This window comes from uncultured Thiohalocapsa sp. (assembly GCF_913063425.1).
GTDB lineage: Bacteria > Pseudomonadota > Gammaproteobacteria > Chromatiales > Chromatiaceae > Thiohalocapsa.
Genome location: NZ_CAJXYK010000067.1, coordinates 1 through 22,506, shown reverse-complemented (window position 1 = coordinate 22,506; position 22,506 = coordinate 1). Strand labels below are relative to the sequence as shown.

The 22,506-nt window shown below is 67.2% G+C and carries 24 protein-coding genes, 2 tRNA genes and 1 pseudogene; 18 read left to right on the top strand and 9 right to left on the bottom strand.

The window, feature by feature from the left end:
• Window positions 1–178 precede the first annotated feature (178 nt).
• The 3 genes from QZ607_RS23605 to QZ607_RS23595 form a co-directional block, all read right to left on the bottom strand.
• Window positions 179–1,072, bottom strand: coding sequence for a Uma2 family endonuclease (locus QZ607_RS23605; RefSeq protein ID WP_295888080.1), 894 nt, complete (start codon window positions 1,070–1,072; stop codon window positions 179–181).
• A 301-nt stretch (window positions 1,073–1,373) separates the two neighbouring features.
• On the bottom strand, window positions 1,374–1,790 hold the full coding sequence (locus QZ607_RS23600; RefSeq protein WP_295888077.1) for a PIN domain-containing protein: 417 nt from the start codon (window positions 1,788–1,790) through the stop codon (window positions 1,374–1,376).
• Complete coding sequence (locus QZ607_RS23595; protein ID WP_295888074.1) at window positions 1,787–2,080, bottom strand: ribbon-helix-helix protein, CopG family; 294 nt, start codon at window positions 2,078–2,080, stop codon at window positions 1,787–1,789. The genes QZ607_RS23600 and QZ607_RS23595 overlap by 4 nt, the downstream gene beginning before the upstream one ends.
• Window positions 2,081–2,214: 134 nt before the next feature.
• Here QZ607_RS23595 and QZ607_RS23590 point away from each other — a divergent pair.
• The 11 genes from QZ607_RS23590 (at window position 2,215) to hypF (ending at window position 13,487) form a co-directional block, all read left to right on the top strand.
• A tRNA-Val gene (locus QZ607_RS23590) sits at window positions 2,215–2,291 on the top strand.
• Between the two features lie 176 nt (window positions 2,292–2,467).
• Window positions 2,468–4,381 (top strand): threonine--tRNA ligase, encoded by a 1,914-nt coding sequence (gene thrS, locus QZ607_RS23585; RefSeq protein ID WP_295888071.1) that lies wholly within the window; start codon window positions 2,468–2,470, stop codon window positions 4,379–4,381.
• Between the two features lie 142 nt (window positions 4,382–4,523).
• A complete protein-coding gene (infC, locus tag QZ607_RS23580; protein WP_295888085.1) occupies window positions 4,524–5,042 on the top strand; it encodes a translation initiation factor IF-3 in 519 nt (172 codons plus the stop codon).
• A 272-nt stretch (window positions 5,043–5,314) separates the two neighbouring features.
• Window positions 5,315–5,512, top strand: coding sequence for a 50S ribosomal protein L35 (gene rpmI / locus QZ607_RS23575; RefSeq protein ID WP_295888068.1), 198 nt, complete (start codon window positions 5,315–5,317; stop codon window positions 5,510–5,512).
• Between the two features lie 15 nt (window positions 5,513–5,527).
• Window positions 5,528–5,884 (top strand): 50S ribosomal protein L20, encoded by a 357-nt coding sequence (rplT, locus tag QZ607_RS23570; protein WP_295888066.1) that lies wholly within the window; start codon window positions 5,528–5,530, stop codon window positions 5,882–5,884.
• Window positions 5,885–6,127: 243 nt separating this feature from the next.
• On the top strand, window positions 6,128–7,162 hold the full coding sequence (pheS, locus tag QZ607_RS23565; protein ID WP_295888063.1) for a phenylalanine--tRNA ligase subunit alpha: 1,035 nt from the start codon (window positions 6,128–6,130) through the stop codon (window positions 7,160–7,162).
• 88 nt (window positions 7,163–7,250) lie between these two features.
• Window positions 7,251–9,629: a phenylalanine--tRNA ligase subunit beta gene (gene pheT, locus QZ607_RS23560; RefSeq protein ID WP_295888057.1), complete on the top strand. Its 2,379-nt coding sequence runs from the start codon at window positions 7,251–7,253 to the stop codon at window positions 9,627–9,629.
• 128 nt (window positions 9,630–9,757) lie between these two features.
• A complete protein-coding gene (gene ihfA, locus QZ607_RS23555; RefSeq protein WP_295888052.1) occupies window positions 9,758–10,057 on the top strand; it encodes an integration host factor subunit alpha in 300 nt (99 codons plus the stop codon).
• Entirely contained in the window at window positions 10,038–10,406 is a 369-nt protein-coding gene (locus QZ607_RS23550) for a MerR family transcriptional regulator (protein WP_295888049.1), read from the top strand. The genes ihfA and QZ607_RS23550 overlap by 20 nt, the downstream gene beginning before the upstream one ends.
• A gap of 320 nt (window positions 10,407–10,726) precedes the next feature.
• Window positions 10,727–10,803: transfer RNA gene (locus QZ607_RS23545), tRNA-Pro, on the top strand.
• Between the two features lie 296 nt (window positions 10,804–11,099).
• Window positions 11,100–13,487 carry a carbamoyltransferase HypF gene (gene hypF / locus QZ607_RS23540; RefSeq protein WP_295888047.1) on the top strand — a complete coding sequence of 796 codons (2,388 nt, stop codon included), beginning with the start codon at window positions 11,100–11,102 and terminating at the stop codon, window positions 13,485–13,487.
• A 28-nt stretch (window positions 13,488–13,515) separates the two neighbouring features.
• Here the strand turns inward: hypF and QZ607_RS23535 are convergent, their stop codons facing one another.
• Window positions 13,516–14,559 carry a PucC family protein gene (locus QZ607_RS23535; protein ID WP_295888045.1) on the bottom strand — a complete coding sequence of 348 codons (1,044 nt, stop codon included), beginning with the start codon at window positions 14,557–14,559 and terminating at the stop codon, window positions 13,516–13,518.
• Window positions 14,560–15,016: 457 nt separating this feature from the next.
• On the opposite strand from QZ607_RS23535, the gene QZ607_RS23530 reads away from it, so the two are divergent.
• Complete coding sequence (locus QZ607_RS23530; protein ID WP_295888043.1) at window positions 15,017–15,709, top strand: DUF1566 domain-containing protein; 693 nt, start codon at window positions 15,017–15,019, stop codon at window positions 15,707–15,709.
• Window positions 15,710–16,004: 295 nt separating this feature from the next.
• Here the strand turns inward: QZ607_RS23530 and QZ607_RS23525 are convergent, their stop codons facing one another.
• From QZ607_RS23525 to QZ607_RS23505, 5 genes and pseudogenes are all read right to left on the bottom strand, one after another.
• Window positions 16,005–16,562, bottom strand: coding sequence for a transposase (locus QZ607_RS23525; protein ID WP_295888041.1), 558 nt, complete (start codon window positions 16,560–16,562; stop codon window positions 16,005–16,007).
• 80 nt (window positions 16,563–16,642) lie between these two features.
• Window positions 16,643–17,023, bottom strand: a complete 381-nt coding sequence (locus QZ607_RS23520) for a putative toxin-antitoxin system toxin component, PIN family (RefSeq protein WP_295888083.1) — start codon at window positions 17,021–17,023, stop codon at window positions 16,643–16,645.
• A 21-nt stretch (window positions 17,024–17,044) separates the two neighbouring features.
• Window positions 17,045–17,323 carry a type II toxin-antitoxin system Phd/YefM family antitoxin gene (locus QZ607_RS23515; protein WP_295888039.1) on the bottom strand — a complete coding sequence of 93 codons (279 nt, stop codon included), beginning with the start codon at window positions 17,321–17,323 and terminating at the stop codon, window positions 17,045–17,047.
• A 97-nt stretch (window positions 17,324–17,420) separates the two neighbouring features.
• Window positions 17,421–17,723: an efflux RND transporter permease subunit gene (locus QZ607_RS23510; protein WP_295888037.1), complete on the bottom strand. Its 303-nt coding sequence runs from the start codon at window positions 17,721–17,723 to the stop codon at window positions 17,421–17,423.
• Window positions 17,724–17,758: 35 nt separating this feature from the next.
• Window positions 17,759–18,656 (bottom strand): annotated as a pseudogene (locus QZ607_RS23505) (efflux RND transporter permease subunit); the annotation flags it as partial.
• A gap of 532 nt (window positions 18,657–19,188) precedes the next feature.
• Here QZ607_RS23505 and QZ607_RS23500 point away from each other — a divergent pair.
• The 6 genes from QZ607_RS23500 to QZ607_RS23475 all read left to right on the top strand — a co-directional run.
• Window positions 19,189–19,527 (top strand): addiction module protein, encoded by a 339-nt coding sequence (locus QZ607_RS23500; RefSeq protein ID WP_295888034.1) that lies wholly within the window; start codon window positions 19,189–19,191, stop codon window positions 19,525–19,527.
• The gene (locus tag QZ607_RS23495; protein ID WP_295888033.1) at window positions 19,425–19,742 is read left to right on the top strand and encodes a hypothetical protein; all 318 of its coding nucleotides are present in this window, start codon (window positions 19,425–19,427) and stop codon (window positions 19,740–19,742) included. Before QZ607_RS23500 ends, QZ607_RS23495 begins: the two co-directional genes overlap by 103 nt.
• Window positions 19,743–20,270: 528 nt before the next feature.
• A complete protein-coding gene (locus tag QZ607_RS23490; protein ID WP_295888029.1) occupies window positions 20,271–20,468 on the top strand; it encodes a BrnT family toxin in 198 nt (65 codons plus the stop codon).
• Window positions 20,431–20,763 (top strand): BrnA antitoxin family protein, encoded by a 333-nt coding sequence (locus tag QZ607_RS23485; RefSeq protein WP_295888024.1) that lies wholly within the window; start codon window positions 20,431–20,433, stop codon window positions 20,761–20,763. The genes QZ607_RS23490 and QZ607_RS23485 overlap by 38 nt, the downstream gene beginning before the upstream one ends.
• 244 nt (window positions 20,764–21,007) lie before the next feature.
• Window positions 21,008–22,027 carry a hypothetical protein gene (locus QZ607_RS23480; RefSeq protein WP_295888021.1) on the top strand — a complete coding sequence of 340 codons (1,020 nt, stop codon included), beginning with the start codon at window positions 21,008–21,010 and terminating at the stop codon, window positions 22,025–22,027.
• Between the two features lie 132 nt (window positions 22,028–22,159).
• Window positions 22,160–22,506: hypothetical protein (locus tag QZ607_RS23475; RefSeq protein WP_295888019.1), on the top strand; the 347-nt coding region annotated here is incomplete at its 3' end.

Here is a 22,506-nt window from a genome sequence, read left to right as displayed (position 1 = left end):
CGGCGGGCACGGGCGCCGGTGGCGGAGCCCCGGCGACCGAGCCCGCCGTGCCGGCGCCGCGGCGGCAGGGCGGGCGTCGTTGAACTGTTGGCCTCGTACCGCGGTGCGGCTTCTGCCGTTGTCCGTGTCAGGCGCGCGAAGTGGGCTGCAAGCCGGCGCTTCAGGTGCGAGCCGCGTGTCAGTCGCCCTGCTTGTCGAGCCGGGCCCGCAGGCGGGCGAGGGCCGCCTCGGCGTCGCGGGCGCGGGCTTCGGCCTCGGCGCGTGCGGCGGCCTCGGCCTCGGCACGGGCCGCTTCGGCCTCGGGCCGCTCGCGGTCCGCCCGCCAGCCCGGCAGCACGAAGTCCGCATAGACCGGATCATCGCGCAGTGCCTCGTCGTCGCGCTGCGCGGTCAGGTCTGAGAGGCGGAACCGGAAGCCGGGCAGCACCCGCGAGCGGATGACGCCCGCGTCGGGCTCGAGGGGGACGTACAAGCCGGACCCGGTGCGGGTGAAGAAGGCCTGGTGCTTGGGGTCGGAATGCAGGATGTCGTACTCGGGCACGCCGGCGGCGGCGTACTCGCCCTTCTTGGTGACGGCATCGCGCTCGATGTCGCGCCGCTTGCGGTCGGACAGGGCCTCGACGCAGAGGTCGAAGACCCCGTGGCAGCTGGCGTCGTGGGGCAGGAGCGGCTGGGGGTTGTCGTGACGGACCACCCCGAAGTCCGGCTTGCGGATGACCACGTGGTCGGGCAGCCGCAGACGAAAGCCCATGTTCAGCGCCACATAGGTGGCGATGGGCCGGGCCTTCAGGAAATGCCGGAGCAGCGCCATCAGCCATTGGTAGACAAGGATGGTCGCGTAGTCGGACGCCGGCTTCTCCTCCAGGCGGCCGTCGTTCCATTCGTACCGGATGTCGGACTGGAAACAGTAATCTTCCCAATAGGTCCGCTCGGAGACCCGGCGTCCGTCTTCGGAGCCCGGTGTGAGTGTCCGGTGAGTGTCTTCGACGAAGTGCTGCGCATCGGCGAGGGCGGCGCGGGAACGGCGCTCGGTGCCGGTGTGGGCGGCAGTGTCGGCGGCGGTGTTGGGCATCGGGGTAACCTCCCGGGGAGGCGGCTTCGCTCAACCCTCGCATGTGTCGGATCAGTTGGTGCAGGTCAGTGCGTCTGTTGCGACACCGCTCGGAGGGGGCCGCAGCGCAGGATGCAGTCCTGCATCACGGTAGATGCGCTGCGCTGATCCACCATGGGGGCTGTTATGCGGTGCCGGGACGCACCCTGGGGGCTGTTGTGCGGTGCCGGGACGCACCCTGGGGGCGCCGAGTTTCACTCGGCCGCCCGCCGCAGGCGGGCTGATGGACAAGGGCTGCGCACCGCCGCCGGCGGGGACTTCCTCAATCCGGCAGCAGCAGATTCCGAAAGGGCTCGCGCTGCTTCCAGCGATAGGCCTGGAAGTCGCGCCGATCCGTGCTCAGGATGCGGCCGTCGCCGAGGTGCTCGGCGAGCAGCACGGCGGAGGCGTCGGCCAGGTCCATGGGCAGCGCGGCACAGCGGCGCATCAGCAGTGCCGCTTGCGCCGGTGCATCGGGCGGCAGGTCCCAGACGGCGAAGGCGCGTCCGGCCCGCTCCAGCAAGGCGGGCGCCGCATCCACGCTGACGCGACGTGCCAGCAGATGGGCGGTCTCGGTCAGGATGGGCCAGGTGGTGATGAGCTCGCCCCGGAAGCGCTCGTAGGCTTCGGCGGCACGCGGATGGTGGCTGTCGCGCCGGAACAGCAGCGCGACCCAGAAGCCGGTGTCCGCGATGATCATCCCGGGGTGCGGCCCGTGCGCTCGTCGTCTCCGGTGCCGCGGGCCGCGTCGTCGGCCCAGAGATAGCGTTTGTAGTCCGCGGACAGGTCCGTCGGCGAGTCGTCGCTGCCCGCGAACGCGCCCACCAGCGCGTCCAGGGCCGCCGCGTCGCACTCGGCCCGGTCGCGGACCTTCGTGTAGTAGTGCTCAATGGATTCACGCACCACGTCGGACAGGCTGAGGCCGGTCTTCTGCTGGAGATAGTCGAGCTTGTCGGCCGCGTTGTCGTCGAGACGGGCGTTGATGCGCATGGCGGGGTGCCGGTGGAGCGTCATACGCTGTATGCTAGCGTGACCTCGCCAAAGGCGCAACACTGCGCGTGGAGGCTGACCATGCTCACGCCGTTGCGTGGATGGGGCAGGCCGGGTTATAGTGCGCAGCTTGCAGGCGCGTAGCTCAGTTGGTTAGAGCACCACCTTGACATGGTGGGGGTCGGTGGTTCGAGTCCACTCGCGCCTACCACACTTGGGCCGCCGGCCTTCTGGGCTTGGCGGCCTTTGTTTTTGATCGGCTTTTCTCTGGCGTCGACGCGGCCCGGCACTTGCCGCGGCTGCCGGACGGCCCGAGATGATCGAGAACAGGCCCGGATCACGCGATCCCTCGTATCGATCGCCACTGACGCAGTCGAGGCAGCAGCCATGCCGCAGATTACTCTCCCCGACGGTTCCATACGCAGCTTCGATGCGCCGGTGACGGTGCACGACATCGCCGCCGATATCGGCCCGGGCCTCGCCAAGGCGACCCTCGCCGGACGCGTCGATGGCCGGCTGGTCGACGCGAGCCACCTCGTGGAAGACGATGCCGAGGTGGCCATCGTCACCAGTCGCGACGAGGACGCGCTGGAGCTGCTGCGTCACGACGCCGCCCACGTGATGGCCCAGGCGGTGCAGGAGCTCTATCCCGGCACCCAGGTCACCATCGGCCCCGCCATCGAGAACGGCTTCTACTACGACTTCGCCCGCGACGAGCCCTTCACGCCGGAGGACCTGACGGCCATCGAGCAGCGCATGCACGAGATCGTCAAGCGCGACCTGCCGATCCGGCGCGAGGTCTGGGACCGCGAGGAGGCCAAGCGGGTCTTCGGCGAGCTGGGCGAGGCCTACAAGGTCCAGATCATCGACCAGAACATCCCCGAAGGCGAGGAGGTCTCGGTCTACCGCCAGGGCGAGTGGTTCGACGTCTGCCGCGGCCCGCACCTGCCGAGCACCGGCAGGCTGGGGCAGGGCTTCAAGCTCATGAAGCTTGCCGGTGCCTACTGGCGCGGCGACTCCAGCAACGAGATGCTCCAGCGCATCTACGGCACGGCCTGGCGCGACAAGAAGGAGCTGAAGGCCTACCTGCACCGCCTGGAGGAGGCCGAGAAGCGCGACCACCGCCGCCTGGGCAAGCAGCTCGACCTGTTCCATTTTCAGGACGAAGCCCCGGGTATGGCCTTCTGGCACCACAAGGGCCGCGTCATCTACCGCGAGGTCGAGCACTACATGCGCTCGAAGCTCGACGAGTACGGCTACCACGAGATCGAGACGCCGCAGGTGCTGGACCGCTCGCTGTGGGAGCGCTCCGGGCACTGGGAGAAGTTCGCGGACGACATGTTCACGACGCACCTGGACGACCACGACTTCGCCATCAAGCCCATGAACTGCCCCGGGCACATTCAGGTGTTCAACCAGGGCCTCAAGAGCCACCACGATCTGCCGCTGCGGCTCGCGGAGTTCGGCGTCGTGCATCGCAACGAGCCCTCGGGCACCCTGCACGGACTGATGCGCGCGCGCCGCTTCACGCAGGACGACGCGCATGTGTTCTGCACTGAGGACCAGCTCCAGTCCGAGGTGTCGACGCTCATCGACATGGTCTTCGTGACCTACCGGGACTTCGGCTTCGACAGCATCGAGCTGGCCCTGTCCCTGCGCCCCGAGAAGCGCGTCGGCAGCGATGAGCTCTGGGACAAAGGCGAGGCGGCGCTCGACAAATCGCTCCGGGACAAGGGCCTGGACTTCAAGGTCCAGCCGGGGGAGGGCGCCTTCTACGGGCCGAAGATCGAGTTCACGCTGCACGACAGCATCGGCCGCGCCTGGCAGTGCGGCACCATCCAGGTGGACTTCTCCATGCCCGGGCGGCTCGGCGCCGAGTATGTCGCCGAGGACAACACCCGCCAGGTGCCGGTGATGATCCATCGGGCGATTCTGGGCTCCATGGAGCGTTTCATCGGCATCCTCATCGAGCACTACGCAGGGGTCATGCCGGTGTGGCTTGCGCCGGTACAGGCGGTGGTCTTGAACATTACGGACCGCCAGGCAGAGACCGTGCGCGAGGTCACTAAGGCGCTGCATGACAAGGGATTCCGGGTAGAGTCCGACTTGAGGAACGAGAAGATCGGCTATAAAATCCGCGCTCACACGCTGCAACGGGTACCCTATCTGCTGGTGGTCGGTGACCGCGAGGTGGAACAGGGCCAGGTGGCGGTCAGGGATCGCAAGGGACAGGACCACGGCGCCATGCCGTTGGACGCCTTCATCCAGACCCTGCACACCGCCGTCGCCGAGCGCGCCTAAATGCGCCCGAGCAATGCGCCCGAGCGTGCCGGACCTCGCGACCACGCCCGGGCGAAAGCGCTCGCGGCGCAGGTCCGGTGCCGGGCGCGCCGTCGTTGCGCATCCAGTTGTTTCGATGTCCTGAAGTAAGGAGGAGCCTGCTATCGCTGCACCAAAACGCAACCGCGTCAACGACGAGATCACGGCATCGGAGGTACGCCTGATCGGCGCGGACGGGGATCAGGTCGGCATCGTCGACCTGGAGACGGCCAAGAGCAAAGCGGCCGAGGCCAGCCTGGACCTGGTTGAGATCGTGCCGAACGCCGAGCCCCCGGTCTGCCGCCTGATGGACTTCGGCCGGTTCCTCTTCGACCAGAAGAAGAAGAAATCCGAGGCGCGCAAGAAGCAGAAGCAGGTGCAGGTCAAGGAGGTCAAGTTCCGCCCCGGCACCGACATCGGCGATTACCAGGTCAAGCTGCGCAATCTGACGCGCTTCCTGAACGAGGGCGACAAGGCCAAGGTCACCATGCGCTTCCGCGGGCGCGAGCACGCCCACCGCGAGCTCGGCCTTGAGCTGCTGCGCCGGGTGGAGAGCGACCTCGCCGACATCAGCACCGTGGAGCAGCAGCCACAGATGGAAGGCCGGCAGATGGTTATGGTGCTCGGCCCACGCAAGAAATAGCGCTGGCGGCGTCGCGTCCGCCGGCTGCGGGCTGCCACAACGGCAGCGCGCGCAGAGCCCTATGGAGGGCGTCAACAACAGGCTGCACGTCGTCGGCGTAGGATGGCCAAGCGAAGCGCATCCACCGCAGGCCCAAAGCTTTTCTCAGCCCGCAGGTATGGCGGGCCACAACCAAGCGGCCCCGGGCCAGGGCTTCCGGCAAGCCGCATCCAAAACCCCAAGAGCCGACTCGGGCGCAAGCCCGACCCGGCTCCACAGACGGAGACACGAAAATGCCCAAGCTCAAGACCAACCGCGGTGCGGCGAAGCGCTTCGCCCGCACCGCCACCGGCGAATTCAAGCGCATCGCCTCCCACCGGCGGCACATCCTCACCAAAAAGAGCACCAAGCGGAAGCGCCAGCTGCGCAAGGCGCATCTGCTCCACTCGGCGGACGTGCGTGCCGCGCGCCGCATGATCCCGTACTGCTGACAGGAGGACTGCCCCATGCCACGCGTCAAACGCGGCGTCACCGCCCACGCCCGCCACAAGAAGGTGCTGAAGGAGGCCAAGGGTTACTACGGTGCCCGCTCCAAGGTCTACCGCGTCGCCAAGCAGGCGGTCATCAAGGCCGGTCAGTACGCCTACCGCGACCGTCGCCAGCGCAAGCGGGACTTCCGCTCGCTCTGGATTCAGCGCATCAACGCCGCCGCTCGCATGAACGGACTCTCCTACAGCCGCTTCATGGACGGGCTGCACAAGGCCGGCATCGATATGGACCGCAAGGTGCTCGCCGACATCGCCTATCACGACGAAGCGGCCTTTGCGGCCATCGCCGAGCAGGCCAAGGCCGCGCTGGCCTGAGCGCGGCGTCGCCGGAGCGCGCGGTTGTGGCGCCGGCCCTGTTCGGCGCCGCGGCGATCGGTTGCCGACGCGCTGCTCGGCAACCGCTCACCACCGCACCCGCCGCGCCGGCGGCAGCCTGAGCCACAGCAGCGACGGGTGCCTGTGCCCGATGCCGACGGGGCTGCGTCGTCCCGCATTGCTTGCGGCATCCATGCGGCCCGGTCCCCCGGTCCCCCGATTCACCCCCTGCGAGCAAGACCCATGAGCGACGGCAACGCCCCCGACCTCGATGCCTTGCAGGCGTCTGCGCTGGCTGCAATCGCCGCCGCCGCTGACCTGCCGGCCCTGGACCAGGTGCGGGTGGAGTATCTCGGCAAGCAGGGTCGCCTCACCGCACAGCTCAAGTCGCTTGGCGCCCTGCCCAAGGAGGCGCGCCCCGCTGCCGGGCAGGCCATCAACCGCGTCAAGGCCGAGCTCCAGGCCGCCGTGGATGCGCGCAAGGGCCAGCTGGAGCAGGCGGCGCTTCAGGCCCGGCTCGCCACCGAGCGGGTGGACGTGACCCTCCCCGGCCGCGGCCAGGAATGCGGTGCCGCGCACCCCGTCACCCGCACACTGGAGCGCATCGAGCAGCTCTTCGCCAACGCCGGCTTCAATGTGGAGGAGGGGCCGGAGGTCGAGGATGACTATCACAACTTCGAGGCCCTCAACATCCCGGCGCACCATCCCGCCCGGGCCATGCACGACACCTTCTACTTCCCGGACGGGCGGCTGCTGCGCACCCACACCTCGCCGGTGCAGATCCGCGTGATGGAGCACCGCGAGCCGCCCTTTCGGGTCATCGCGCCTGGGCGGGTGTACCGCTGCGACTCGGATCTCACGCACACGCCCATGTTCCATCAGGTGGAAGGCTTCCTGGTGGACGAGCAGGCGACCTTCGCGGACCTCAAAGGCGTGCTCTACGATTTCCTGCGCAACTTCTTCGAGGACGACGGGCTCAAGCTGCGCTTCCGGCCGTCGTATTTCCCGTTCACGGAGCCGTCCGCCGAGGTGGACGTGCAGTGCGTCAAGTGCGGCGGCAGCGGCTGCCGCGTCTGTAAGCAGAGCGGCTGGCTGGAGGTGCTGGGCTGCGGCATGATCCACCCCGCCGTGCTGGGCCATGTGCGCATCGATGCCGAGCGTTGGCTCGGCTACGCCTTCGGCATGGGTGTCGAGCGCCTCGCCATGCTGCGCTACGGCATCGACGACATCCGGCTCTACTTCGAGAACGATCTGCGTTTCCTGCGCCAGTTCGGCTGACGCCAATGCCGCCGCCCGCAGCGCCTCGGGCTGCGTGCCCGGGCGCATCACCCGCGCCGGCCGCCATCATCACCGGAGACTGTATTCCATGCGCTTCAGCGAAGCCTGGCTGCGGGAGTGGGTCGACCCGCCGCTCGACACCCAAGCGCTCGCCGATCAGCTGAGCCTGTCCGGCCTGGAAGTAGACGCCGTGGAGCCGGCGGCGCCCGCCTTCACGGGCGTGGTCGTGGGCCATGTGCAGGCGGTGGAGCCGCATCCGAATGCCGGGAAGCTCCGTGTCTGCCAGGTCGATACGGGCGACGGCGAGCCCGTCGGCATTGTCTGCGGCGCCGCCAATGTGGCCGCCGGTCAGCGTGTGCCCGTGGCCACCGTCGGCGCACGGCTGCCGGGGGACTTCAAGATCAAGCGCGCCAGGCTGAGGGGCGTGGAGTCCAACGGCATGATCTGCTCCGCCGCCGAGCTGGGCCTCGCCGAGAGCGCGGACGGCATCCTGGTGCTGCCCGGCGATGCACCCGTGGGCGAGGACCTGCGCGCCTGGATGGCCCTGGACGACCACTGCATCGAGCTGGACCTGACGCCGGACCGCGCGGACTGCCTGAGCGTCGCCGGCGTCGCCCGCGATGTGGGCGTGCTGAACCGGGTGGATCTGCGCTCGCCGAAGATCGCGTCCGTGCAGCCCGCCATCGATGATCGCCTGCCCGTGGAGCTGATGGCGCCCGCGGCCTGTCCGCGCTACCTTTGTCGCGTGGTGCGCGGCGTGGACCCGGACGCGCCCACGCCGCTGTGGATGCAGGAGCGCCTGCGCCGCAGTGGGCTGCGACCGCTCAGCATCGCTGTGGACGTGACCAACTATGTCCTGCTGGAGCTGGGTCAGCCCATGCACGCCTTCGATCTCGCGCGGATCGAGGGCGGCATCCGGGTGCGCATGGCCCAGGCAGGCGAAGCGCTGACCCTGTTGAACGGCGAGACGGCGAGCCTGCGCACGGATAGCCTGGTCATCGCCGACCAGGGCAGGCCGCTGGCGCTTGCCGGCGTCATGGGCGGCGCCGACAGCGCCGTGGGTGCCGGCACGCGCGACATCCTGCTGGAGAGCGCCTTCTTCGCCCCCGCCGCCATCGCGGGCAAGGCCCGCAGCTATGGACTGCATACGGACTCCTCGCATCGCTTCGAGCGCGGCGTGGACCCCACCGGCTGTGCCCGCGCCATGGAGCGCGCCACGGCCCTGCTGGTCGCGGTGGCCGGCGGCGAGCCCGGCCCGGTGGTGGAAGCCGTCGCCGCCGACGAGCTGCCGGAGCCGCCGGTGATCCCCCTGCGACGGGGGCGCATCGCGCAGGTGCTTGGCCTCGGCTTCGGGGACGACGCGGTGGCGGACATCCTCGGGCGGCTCGGTATGGAGCTGGCGGCCACCGACGACGGCTGGGAGGTGACGCCGCCCGCAAGCCGCTTCGACATCCTGCTGGAAGTGGACCTCATCGCCGAGCTCGGCCGGGTGCACGGCTATGACCGCATCCCGGTGACCCATGCCCGTTCCGCCGCCGCCACCCGCGCGCCGCTGGAGATGGCCTATGACCCGGCCCGCGCCCGCCGGGTGCTGCTGGACCGCGGCTGGCACGAGGCCGTGACCTACAGCTTCGTGAGCCCGGAGCTTCAGCGTTTGGTGGACCCGACGCAGACGCCGCTGGCACTGGCCAACCCCTTGTCCGCGGACCTGTCGGTGATGCGCACCAGCCTGTGGCCAGGGCTGTTGCAGGCGCTGCGCCAGAATCTCGCGCGTCAGCAGTCGCGGGTGCGGCTGTTCGAGGCCGGCCTGCGCTTTCGCCCCGACGGCGATACGCTGCACCAGGAGCCCATGCTCGGGGGTGCCGCGGTGGGCCCGGTGCTGCCGGAGCAGTGGGGTGCCCCGGGGCGCGACATCGACTTCTTCGACATCAAGTCCGATGTCGAGGCCCTGCTGGCGGTGGCCGGCTGTGCGGACGCGGTGGGCTTCATCCCCGCCGCCCATCCGGCCCTGCATCCCGGCCAATGCGCCCGGTTGGAGCGCGACGGCCAGCCCATCGGCTGGGTCGGCGGCATCCATCCATCGCTCGCGGCCGCGCTCGACCTGCCGGCGACGGTGCAGCTCTTCGAGTTGGCGACAGAGCAGCTCGGCGGCGGGCTTAGGCCGGCCTTCAGTTCCCTGTCCAAGTTCCCGTCCATCCGCCGGGACCTCGCCATTGTGGTCGACGCCGCGGTGCCGTTCGAGACGGTGCGCGGCATCGTCCGGACCGCGGCCGGCGCGCTGCTGCGCAATGTCGTCCTCTTTGACGTGTATGTCGGGGATAAGGTGGAATCGGGTCGAAAAAGCATGGCCTTGGGATTGATTTTACAGGACGTTTCTCAGACACTTACGGACGATGATGTGGCCGCCGTGGTGGCACGGGTGCTCGCCGCCCTGCGCAGCGAGGCCGGCGCAGAGCTGCGGGCCTGATGGCATCACCGCAAAGGCTCCGGACATGCGCCGGGCTGCATGCCGCGAGCCCGGACTGACCCCAGCCGCCGTGACGGCCCGGCGCCGGCCACGCCGAGGCCCCAGGCTCCATTGCAACGAGACGCTCTATGGCATTGACGAAGGCAGACATGGCCGAGCATCTGTACGAGGAGCTCGGGCTCAACAAGCGCGAGGCGAAAGAGGTCGTCGAATCCTTCTTCGAGGAGATCCGCTCGGCGCTGGAGAACGGCGAGCAGGTGAAGCTCTCCGGTTTCGGCAATTTCGATCTGCGGCAGAAGAAGCAGCGCCCCGGCCGCAATCCCAAGACCGGCGAGGAGATCCCCATCACGGCCCGCCGCGTGGTGACCTTCCGACCCGGCCAGAAGCTCAAGTCGCGGGTCGAAGCCTATGCCGGACTCGACCGATAGCGTCGACGATCTGCCGCCGATCCCAGGCAAACGCTATTTCACCATCGGTGAGGTGAGCGAGCTCTGCGACGTGAAGCCGCACGTGCTGCGCTACTGGGAGCAGGAGTTCCCGCAGCTGAAGCCCGTCAAGCGCCGCGGCAACCGCCGCTACTACCAGCGCCACGATGTGGTGACGGTGCGGCAGATCCGCTCTCTGCTGTACGAGCAGGGCTTCACCATCGGCGGTGCCCGCCAGCAGCTCTCCGGCGAAAGCGCCAAGCACGACAGCTCCCAGAGCCACCAGATCATCCGCCAGATGCGCCTGGAGCTCGAAGACCTGCTGCACGACCTGAAGCGGCGTCAGCACTAGTACAGCGGCGCCGAAGTATGGCGAGCCATCGGTATCGCTGTCGGGAGCGATTTCGATACCGACGCCGATACCGATACGGAGGCGGGCTTTGCAGTGCGCAGGACTCGTTGGCGTCACGTCGGCGCAGGTGTGCTGGCCGCCGGGTACGCCGACTTCAGTCGGCACCCTGGGGCAGGCGGACTTCAGTCCGCCGACGGCACCGGCTCACTGGCCCCGAGGTGCGACACGGACTCGTGCGTGTGCGGGCCGGGGGCCGTCGCCGCGAGACTGCTGAGGCAAGATTGTCATCTCATGGCGTGCTTGGGTATACTGGCGGGCTTCCGGGCGTAGCGCAGTCTGGTAGCGCACCACAATGGGGTTGTGGGGGTCGCAGGTTCGAATCCTGCCGCCCGGACCAAACAAGAAACGCGGCCTTGGCTGGCGCCAAGGCCGTTTTTTTGTGTCCTTCGGACACTGACGATACAACCAGGCCCGGGCCTGAAGGGCGGCCCTGAGCGCGTGGCCTGTGGGAGCGGCGTCCCCGCCGCGACCTGCGGCCGTCGTGGCGCGGACACCGCTCCCACACCCCCGGTCGATGTCGGGCGCGAGAGCGCGGGCACCACGTCGGATGGGCAACGCGAAAGGTGCGCAGCACTGTCTCGCTGGGCTCATAGCGCCGGGAATCATCGGCGGTCCGCGCTGGTCCATAGCCCCATGGCCAAGACATCAGCATCGCCATTCGAGTCTGCGCCCGCCGTAGCAGGTGAGCTGATCCGCGTGCGTGGTTTGGTGCAGGGGGTGGGGTTTCGGCCGACGGTGTGGCGCCTGGCGCGCGAGCTTGAGCTCGCCGGCAGCGTGCGTAATGACGGCGACGGGGTGCTGATTCGGGTTGCCGGTCCGCCGCCTCGGATCGACACCCTCTGTCGCCGCCTGGTCGCAGAGATTCCGCCCCTTGCACGCATCGATGCCGTCGAGCGCAGCGCCTGGCACGGGGCAGGCGAGGCGCCGCGGGACTTCGTCATCGAGCACAGTGCCGCCACTGGCGTGCACACGGGCGTGGTGCCGGATGCCGCCACCTGCGGGGCCTGCGCCGCGGAGATCCGCGACCCCGCCGACCGCCGCCACCGCTACCCCTTCACCAACTGCACCCACTGCGGGCCGCGGCTCAGCATCGTGCGCGCCATCCCGTACGACCGTGCGAACACCAGCATGGCTGTCTTCCCCATGTGCCCGGCCTGTGGGCGCGAGTACGCGGACCCGGCGGACCGGCGCTTCCACGCCCAGCCGAACGCGTGCCCGACCTGCGGCCCCAAGCTTTGGCTGGAGGACACGGCGGGGCATACGCTGGCCCCCGAGTCGCACGGCGCGTTGGACGCCGTCGCCGCCGCGAGCCGGCTGCTGGCGGAGGGCAAGATCCTGGCGCTCAAGGGCATCGGTGGCTTCCATCTCGCCTGCGATGCCGCCGACGCCGAGGCGGTGGCGGCGCTGCGCCGACGCAAGGGCCGTTACGCCAAGCCCTTCGCGCTCATGGCGCGGGACCTCGACGTCATCGCCCGCCACTGTGTGCTGGACGCCGCCGCGGCCGAGCTGCTGCGCCAGCCGGCGGCACCCATCGTGCTGTTGCCGGTGCGCGCTGACACTGGGCTCGCGGAGGGTGTTGCGCCGGGCCAGGACACCCTCGGCTGCATGCTCCCTTACAGCCCGCTGCATCACCTGCTGCTCGCGGACTGGGACCGCCCCCTGGTGATGACCAGCGGCAACCGCAGCGAGGAGCCCCAGTGCATCGACAACGACGACGCGCGCCGGCGCCTCGCCGGCATCGCGGACGTGCTGCTGCTGCACGACCGCGACATTGTCAACCGCGTCGATGATTCGGTGGCACGCATCATGGACGGCGCGCCGCGGCTGCTGCGCCGCGCCCGCGGCTATGCGCCCGCGCCCCTGACCCTACCCGCGGGCATGGCCGGGCTGCCGTCGGTGCTCGCCATGGGCGCCGAGCTCAAGAACACCCTGTGCCTGCTGCAGGACGGCCAGGCGGTGCTCTCCCAGCACCTGGGCGATCTGCACGACGCCGCCACAGCGCGGGAGTTCGAAGCGACGATCCAGCTCTACCGCGCGCTCTACGAGCACCAGCCCGCGGCCGTCGCCGTGGATGCGCACCCGGGCTACCATGCCTCCCGGGTCGGCCGGCGCCTGGGGGCAGCGCTCGGCGTCCCCGTCATCGAGCTCCAGCACCACTGCGCCCACATCGCCGCCGTGCTGGCAGACAACGATTGGCCGGCGGACGCCGGGCCGGTGCTCGGCATCGCGCTGGACGGCTCCGGCTGGGGCGACGACGGCAGCGTCTGGGGCGGGGAATGGCTCCTCGGCGGTTACACCGGCCTGCACCGGGTCGCGCGCCTGCGGCAGGTGCCGCTGCCGGGCGGCAGCAAGGCCATCCTGGAGCCCTGGCGCATGCTCTTCGCGCACCTGGATGCCGCCTTCGGCTGGGATGCCTTCCTGCGCCAGTACGGCGACCTGCCCATGGCGCGCGACCTCTCGGCCCGGCCGCTGGACCTGCTGCGGCGGATGCTCGCGGGCGGCGTCAATGCGCCGCTCACGTCCTCCTGCGGGCGCCTGTTCGACGCCGTGGCGGCGGCGCTCGGCATCTGCACGGACGGCATCGCCTACGAGGGCCAGGCGGCCATCGAGCTGACGAGCCACTGCGGGCCGCTGGACGGGGTCAGCGGTTATCCCTTCGGCATCGCCGATGACAGTGGGCTGCGCGTGCTGGACCCGGCGCCCATGTGGCAGGCCCTGTGCGCAGATCTCGCCGCCGGCGCCGCCGCCGCTCGGGTCGCCGAGCGCTTCCATGCCGGGCTTGCGGAGGCCGTGACGGACCTGTCGGCGCAGCTGGCGGCGGCCCATGGTGTGGACACCCTGGCCTTGTCCGGCGGTGTCTTCCAAAACCCGGTGTTGTTCGAGACCCTGTGCGAGCGTCTGCGGCGCACCGGCCTGCGGGTGCTCACACACCACCGGGTGCCGAGCAACGACGGCGGCCTCGCCCTCGGGCAGGCGGTGGCGGCGGCCTTGATGATCGCCCACGGGCGCATGGGCTCGTGATGCCTTGAGTGCCGTCGCCGGCGGCGGGTCAGTGCCCGCCGCCGGACAGCGCGCACGCCGCCCGCAGGCGCAGGCGCCCGTAGGCGAGCAGGGCACCCATCAGCAGTGCCGCCTCCACCGCGAAGCCGGCGCCATAGGCCAGCAGCGGTGCGTCATCCGTCATCAGATTCATCAGGTCCACCAGCCCGGCCCCGAGCACACTCGCCAGCGCGCGGCCGAGCTGGAAGCCGAGCCCCCAGACGCCGAGCAGCAGCCCCGCGCTGCGGGCACTGGTGAATTCCACCGCCTGCGCCAGCAGACTCGCGGCGGCGAGCCCGCTGCTGAGGCCCAGACCGAGCACGCTCAGCTGCAACAACAGCGGCCGTTGCAGCACCCCGGCGAGCACCACCAGCACGAACAGCGGCAGCAGCAGGCCGATGCCGAGCCGATACAGCCGCGCCAGACCGAGCCAGCGCACCAGCACCAGCCCGGAGAGCAGAATCGACGCCAGCGCCCCGAGCCCCCAGAACATGGTGAGCCGCGTCGTCGCCGCCACGTCCATGCCCAGCACCAGCCCCGCGTAAGGCTCCATCAGCACGTCCTGCATCTGGGTGCCGAGCACCGTCAGGAGCTTGATCACCTCGTAGAGATTGGCTGCCCGCGCCCGCGCCACGCCGGCGGCGAAGCGATCCGTCAGCAGGGCCTGGAAAGTGTTGCCGGTGAGATTGCGTCCGACCCCGTAGAGCAGGAGCCCAAGCAGGATCCATGCGGTGGCGCCACTCGCCAGCGGCGGCGTCTGCACCACCAGAGCCACCGAGAGCGCCACGCCGAAGCCGGAGAGGAGCGCGCCCAGCATCAGGTAGGGCTCGCGCCGCCGGCCCCACAGCGGATAGGCATCGGACAGGTGCCCGAGCCAGATGCGCACCGGGGAGATCAGCAGGGGAATGGCGATGAAGAGCCCCGCCAAAATCACCGGCAGGCCCAGCTCCACCACCATCACGCGGTTGATGACGCTGCCCGCCAGGATCGACAGCAGCGTCAGGCTGAGCGGCAGCCCGGCGAGGCGGATCAGCGAGACAGGGCGATTCTGCATGCGCGGACGCGAGTGGGTGGCCCGACGCGTCAGCATCGCACCTTTTCCCGCTGCCGGACGCAGGGCGGCAGCACCACAACGGTGCGCAGGCACCCGTGGTGATCGCGCGGATAGGGCGAGGTGACAGGTGCTGGCGTACAGCCTTCGCCGCCGTCGCGCTGAATCACTGGGGGCACGTATCATCCGGCCGCCGGCCGCCGGCCGCATTGCCGATATTAAGCCCCGGAAATCAAAGCGCTTTCCGGACCATCACCCGGCGCCGGGCGGACGCTGCTGCTGTCAGGAAATTTTACACTCGCCGTCGGTCATGCCGCTGCCGGTGGGGCGGTTGGTGTGCAAGTCGCTGTTCCTGAAACAAGTTTCTATGAATGGCGTGATTCTTGCTAAACATTTTGCGGGGCTGGGTGAGACCCCCAGTCACGCGTAAGGTTGCAAACCAATCCAGAGGAACTCGGCAATGAAGGGCAAGACATGGCAAGGCATGGCGGCGGCGGGGCTGCTGCTGGCGGGCGGCGTGGCGCAGGCGGCACTGGTGCCCTACACCGTCAACGGCGTGGACGTTGTCGTGGACACCGACTATACGCCGGTGGGCGCGACGAGCCCCGGGCTGATGTGGACCAAGAACGCCAACCTGGCTGCGTCGATGAACTTTGGTGTGAGCGGGATCAACGCCAATGGCAGCATGACCTGGGCCAAGGCGCTGGAGTGGATCGCGGCGATGAACACGGCGAGCTACGCCGGGTTCAGCGACTGGCGCCTGTGGTCGGCGCTGAACAGCGACGGCAGCGGTCCGTGCGGGCCGGGCTTCAATTGCAACGACAGCGAGCTGGGGCACCTGTTCTACGTTGAGGGCGGGCTGTCGCAAAACCAGGCAATCACTTCCAGCACCGCGCTGACCGCCGTGTTCACGAATATGCAGGATTCCGTGTACTGGTCGGGCACGGAGTACGCGCCGAATCCCCTCAACGCGTGGAACTTCTTCACCGACGATGGCTTCCAGTACCCCGACAATAAGTTCAACCAGTACTACGGTTGGGCAGTTCGCCCCGGACAAGTCGCCGCCGCCCCGCTGCCTGGCACGGCCTTGCTGATGGCGCTGGGCTTTGGGGCCATGGCGGTCTCGCATCGAGCGCGGCGGCGACTTTGGTGACTCGGTCGTTTGGGCCTTGATCTGATCAGGGCGGTCCTTTTGAGGGTGGCAGGGGATACTTCCCCCCCCCTGCTCGCGCGCGCAGCGCGCGAGGCTTTTCAGCGATTTCTTATGGCCCGATATCTACCGATCTACAAGCAAGCGCGCGCGGTCCGTCCGCACAGCGGACCCTAGAGAAACGGCGGGGTGGCCCGTCCGCAGAGCGGACCCTACCAGCTGAACCAATTGACGCCGTCCTGATTCAGTATGGACGCCAGCGACTGCCCGAGCGCCCGGCCAAGTCCGCTGTCGGCGGTTACCGCAGCACGTCTTCGATGCTGTCTTCGGTGAGGACCCGGCCGGACCAGCGCAGCAGGGTGTCCGGATCGGCTTGCTCGACGCGTTTACGGGTCTCGTCGCCGATAGCGCCGAACTTCTGCTCCAGCCGATAGACCACGACATTGGCCTCGCCAAGCTGGATGCCGATCTGCTTGCCCTCTTCTCGCATGCGGGTGGAAAACGACTGCATGGTCTTGGTCTCCTCGGGATACTCGCGTTCGTACTGCTCGCGCTCGGCGTTGGTCAGGTTGGCGTAGATGTCGACGAAGTCGGCATATTTCAGCCGCTTCACGGGGTCAGGCTCCAACTGCACGAGCCCGCGCAGGGCCAAGGCGTAGACGGCGACGCGTTCGTTGGGAGCGTAGCGCATGTTCGGCAGGTTGAGGCGGGCGACGATGTTGTCGCTGTCGCGCCAGTCTTGCCAGGGCAGGTCGGGCAGCGCGCAGGCCAGGTAGCGGAAGGCGAGGTAGCGGTGGCGGTCGCCGCCGAGGATCAGCTCCTGCGGCCGTTGGCCTTGGCGCAGGAAGATGGCCACCGGGACCACCCGATCCGTCTTGGGTAGTCGATGATCAGGTTCTTGAAGTTCTGGTCGTGGGTCAAGGGGCCTCCCGGCGGTCACCGAATGCCGACAAGGAAGGCCGCCGGCGGCATGATCGGGATGTCTCGCCAGGGATGCATGTCGGTCAGGTGGGGATCGCTGGCGATGATCAGCTCGGCTTCCGCGGCTTCGGCAAGGGCTGGGAACTTGTTGTCCTTCGGGTCAATGCAGTCGGCGACGCCTTGCGTGACCGCGACCATCACGACGTGGCGACGAAACCCGTCGATGAAGGCTTGGCGTATCTGCGCGTCCGCGCAGCGATCAAACTTCGGCCGCAGCAGGACGGTTTCGAGCTCGGCCAGGGTTTCATCGCTGGCGCAGACCTCGAATTGCAGCAGGGCCTTTTCCAGGGCCAGGGCAGGGACGGAGTTGGGAAGGATCGCGGCGCTGACCAGTATGCCGGTGTCGAAACGACACGCCTAGCGAAGCGCATGGACCAGCTCGTTGACGTCGTCTTCCGTCAGTGCCGCAGGGTCGCCGCCCGGCGTCTGCTCCGTCACTGTCGGGCGATAGCGCGCGTACCAGCGGGCGGCTTCCTCGCGCCGTTGGCGGAGCGATATCAGCTCCTGCATGTCCGGCCCGGAAACGACGTACGCGACCGTGCGTCCGCGGCGCGTGACCTCGATGGGCTCGCGCTGCGCGCGGTCCATCAGCTCGCCGAAGCGATTCTGGGCCTCGACCGACGTGACTGTGATCATGCTGTGCTCCGGAATCCAGCCGATGTCCCTATGCCAGCTGGTTTGCGGGCAACCGCAACGGGGTTGTGTGCCGGCCCCGGACGGGCTGGAAGCGGCCCTAGGGGCAGCCTGCGGCCCGAGGCTCGACGATGAGGATGCCGTTCTTGGCAATGAGCCCGATGAGGGTGATGAGCCCGACCTGGGTGTAGACGTTCACCGTCGCAAAGCCGAGCAACAAAAACGCCATGGCCCCGGCGATGCTGAGCGGCACCGACATCAGAATCACGAAGGGGTCGCGCCAGCGCTCGAATTGCGCCGCGAGCACCAGATAGATGACCAGGATGGACAGGAAGAAGGTCACCTCCAATGCCGCGCCTTCCTGCCGGAACTGGCGCGACTCGCCCTTGGTGTCGAAGCGCACGTTGCGCGGGGCGACCTCGCGGGTGGTGGTCTCCAGACCACGATGGCATCGTCCGCCACGAGACCGATGGCCAGCACCAGCGCCAGCAGCGTGAGCGGATTGATGGAAAATCCGATCAGCAGCATCAGAAAGCCCGCGCCGACGATGGCGAGCGTCACCGTCACCGAGGGCACCAGCACCGCGCGGATCGACCCCAGCGACAGGAAGATCACGAACAGCACCGCCTCGGCGAGGGTCTTGAACACCTCGTTGATGGACTCGTCGATGAGCTCGCTCGCGTCGTAGGGGATGTGCGCTTTGAGCCCCTCCGGGAACTGCGCGCGCAGGTCCGGCAGCGCCTCGTGCACGCGCGCGGCCACCGACAGCGGGTTCGCCCCCGGCGTCGGCTCGATGCCGATGAAGATGGCCGGGATGCCCTTGTAGAAGGTCGCCGAGTCATAGTCCTGCGCCCCCAGCTCCACCGCCGCGATGTCGCGCAGGCGCACCAGGGTGGTCTCATCGGCGAGGACCACCAGGTGGCGGAAGTTCTCCTCGCTATAGGAGGCCATGTACCTCAGCGCCGTGGAGTCGCCGGTGGTGGAGCTGATCACCGAGTTCTGCGCCGCCTCCGGCAGCACATTGAGGCGGCTCGCCACCTTGGCCTGGATCTCGGCGATGGCCGCATTCGGGTTGTAATTGAGGCGCATGGTCGCCTCGATGCTCGAGATGTCCTGGGTGCTGGTGGAGGTGAGGTAATCGATGCCGTCGGCCTCGGCCACCGCCTGCTGCAACGGCGTGGTGAAGAACCCCTGCACCAGGTCGCTGCTCGCGCCGGGATACGCGGTGGTGATGGTCACCACCGTATTCTTCGTCTCCGGGTACTGGCGCACCTCCAGGTCGACGAAGGCGCGCAGCCCCAGAGATGAAGATCAACAGGCTGACGACGCTCGCCAGGACGGGGCGGCGGACGAAGAGGTCGGTGCGGAGTGGGAGTCGGTGTGGGGGGCGGGCCTGGCGGTCGGGTGGCCTCCCGAGGTTTGCGGTTGTTGATCAGCCTCAAGCCCGCCGGGGCGGAGGCTTCGTCTGACCGTGTTCTGGCTTAGACTCTTTGCCAACGCGGTCGCGCTGGAGGGCGGCGGGCTCGATGTTGCGGGCAGGCGAAGACCGGCGAGGTTAGCCCGAACATCCCCACGGGTCGGCCCTGGGCAACCCCGCCCCCGCTTGTCCGCGTGGCCTGACAGCCGTGTGCGGGATTGGCGTCTGGACGTCCTCCGGGAAACACTGAGATAAGTACACTGTCCCCGGAACACCCCGGAACACCCCCGGAACACGGGAGCGCCGCCCGTCGAGATCAGCGCTGAGCCGGTGGCCGGCCAGCTTGACGCTCTCTGTGCGACTCTCAACACTGTCGAGATATCTCGTGGGACAGTTCCGCAGCCGAAGGTTGCGCTGCTGCCTGAGCCCTCTCATCGACTGGAGACCACCCATGGCGAACCGAGCGATTGATGTTCTGCGAGCCAGAGCCTTTGAACTGCCGGTCAACGAGCGGGCAGCGCTCGCCCATGACCTTCTGGCCAGCCTTGATGATCCTGCCGACGTCGATGCATCAGAAGCATGGGACAAAGAGATTCTGCGGCGCCTCGACCAACTCGATGACGGCACGGCAGCCCTTGTGGACCGGGCAGAACTGCGCCGACGGATACGCAACCGGATCGAGAGTCCGTGCAGCGCGCAGTCAAGGTTCTCGATGCCGCGGCCGAAGAGGCAGCAGAAGCCGCGGCATGGTACGAGCGCCAGCGCGAGGGACTCGGCATCGAGCTCCTGAAGACCGTCGACGCCGCGCTGGACCTGCTTGAAGGCGAAATCGTGCCGTTGACACCTGTGCCGGGCTTCGCCGGCAAGCGCGGGGCAAACCGCCTTGTGCTGAATCGATGTCCGTACTCCGTCATCATCCGCGAGCAAGCTACCGAGTTTATCGTGGTCGCTTTCGCGCACCAGTCCAGGCGCCCGGGGTATTGGCGAAATCGGGTGAGCACATAGCGACCAGGCAAACCCCGTCTGATCGGCATTACAGCAGCGCCAAACCCGTTTACGGCAGAGACCGTCGCGATCCGCGGCGCCGCCAGAAATAGGAGGCTGCTGTTCGGCTCCGCGCCTGCACCGCGCTGACGCTCGCCGTCGTCTACGACGGGGGATGAGGAAGCGGGGGAGTGGATCAGGACGGCGACGGGGTGACTGTCCGGTGGTGCCGGCATCCAGCCGGCCACCTTTCTTCTGCCGCCGTCCTTGGCTTCCGCCCCCTGGGCGTGTATCCCACGGCTGCTCTTGGGCAGGTGGCCTACGCCGCGCCGGTCGGGCGGCGGCTTGATCTGTGGCAAGTTTTCAGAGGGCTTCGGGCCTTCCATGGTCTTGCGGTGGCGTACACTCTTCACGACGTAGCCGAGCAGATCTGGCGCTGAAGCGTGCGTTGCCATGGCGTTTGGGGCTGGGGAGCGTGGGGGGAGAAAAGCGCTTGCGAGGGCAGCCCTCCCAGAACTGCTTGCGGGAGGTATCGAATACTCGACCCTGATGGTCGGCGGCGCCTTACGCTCAGCAGGGCTGATTGGTGCGGACTATGGCGAAAAGCGATTGCAGAGCCTGGGGCTGCTGAACGATGTCGTCGTGTTCCTGTGCTGGGTCGAGCGCCAGCAAGGCCCGCATCTGATCTCCATTCGCAAGGCCAAGAAACATGAGCGCGCAACGTACTTCAAAAGCATCGGGTACTGACTGGGATCGGCTGCGGGACATGCCGGACGAGGAGATTGTCGCGGATGATGTTCCCTATGACCCGAATGATCCCGAGGCTGTTGCCGCGTTCTGGAGCGGTGCCCAGGTCTCTGCTCCGGCCGTAAGCAAACGTGCTTCGGAGGGCGCGTCGGACTTGGCGGAGACGGATACCGAAGAGACCGTTCTGGTCACGCTGCGACTGTCGCCGCAAGTCATCCGGCATTTCCGCGCCACCGGCCGCGAATGGCAGACCAAGATCGACGAGGCGCTGAAGGAGTGGATTCGGGGGCGGTAGATGCGCGGAACGCGTCGCCCGTGCGCGCTAAACGCATCTCGCCCGATTCCTTGCGATGGATGGAGCGGGGCGTTGGTTGTCCTTGCGAGCCGTACCTGCTCGGCGGCAGCGGCATGCAGGCGATTGTCTGAGAACGGGTTCTCGGAGCTGCGTAGATAAGTAAACTGTCACCGGATTTCCAACTGCAATTGAGTGCATTTTTTTTTTCCACGATTTCCAACGTAAACCCAAAAGGCCGCTACGAATGAACTGCTGCATCGGGATCGAAGGTTTGCCCTGCGAGTTGCGTACTTTCGACAAGGAAGATTTCCCCAAGGCCGAGGGGCGGCAGCTTACCGAAGACGAGCGCTTGCGCCTCGCCGACTTTTGTGCGTTCGTGGTTGGGGCTGATGATCTTGGTCTATGCTACCGTGGCGATAATCTGGCTGACTATGCCAGAAGAGTTGACACGAATCTCCGTAATAGGAGATTGGAGAGGAAAGACTTGCTGTATGCGCTGAAAGCGATCTACGTGGTAGGGCTAAAGGCGAAATCGGCGCTTGAGGAGAATTTCGGGGGCGAACCTTGGGAGTGCACCGAAGGCGAACCAGATGCTAAACAGGTGTTCACTGATTTTAATGAACGTCTCACGACGGATGATAAAGCCCGGGGATACCTGATGGAGCGTGCGCCCGATGTCTGTCGTTTCTTCGAGAACTCGGCCAACCAGGATGTGCTTGACGCCGCTGTCCTTCGCACCGCTGGTGAGTTTTCAGCGGTTGATGGCCTCAAGATTCTTCGCTACTACGCTTTTGTGCGTCACCAAATTGGCAGCAAAGAAGGTAGCTGGCTCATGTCGACAACCACAGACTGGAAGGCAACGGAGCAGTTTACGCAAGGACGGCGCAGTATAATCGTGGTCGCGCTTTGTCACTTTGGAAGCGGTGATCGTGATATCACCGCCGATTCGGCTGTTGAAGAGCTTCTGGCCGGAATGGGTCTTCCCGTGGCGCGAGGGCTGATCTATCCACATCAGAAAGAAATCTCCCATTTCATGGCTCTGTTTTCCGATCAGATCATCTGCGTTTACGAACGCGATGAAGGGATCGCTTGGGTGAACCCTTGGCTATTTGAAGAGAACATCACGAATGAGTCGATTTGCAAGACCGGCATTCCGACGCCTGAGTACGTGGGTTCGCAGTGGCAGAAACGTGTGGATTTTCGGCACGTCGTTTTTCGTGCACGAGCTGATGGCGCGCACTTCTTTTCCACTTTGCAGGTCTGATTCGTAGGATTCGAAGTTCGTTTGCTTTGGGTCAATGCGGAGCGCTGATCTGTTCTACTTCAACATGCCGCACGCAGGCGCCCGAAACTGCCGTACCGGTGGGGCATCACAGGAAGATTCTTGGGGGGCCACATGACTCAGCGCGAGAAGAAGATAAGCGCACATCAAGACCTCGCCGCACTGATCGCGGAGTGGTTTCATCTATACCGTATGTCCGTTTCGGAAATCCCCTCATCCCATCTCGATGATTTGGTCAGTCAAGTGCTACGACAGATGGAGCAGTGGGAGGCATCGCCAGGCAGCATCGAGGTTTACGACCTCTCAACAAAGAGCATGGAGGTCGCTACCGAGTTTCCCGCGACGCTGTGCGCAAAGATTGCTGTTGGCTTAAGGACAAAGGGTCAGGTCTTGTATTTTGCATCTGGCCTGCATGGTTTTCGCCACTGCAGGAACGGTGAATTGCGGGGACAATGCGGGCT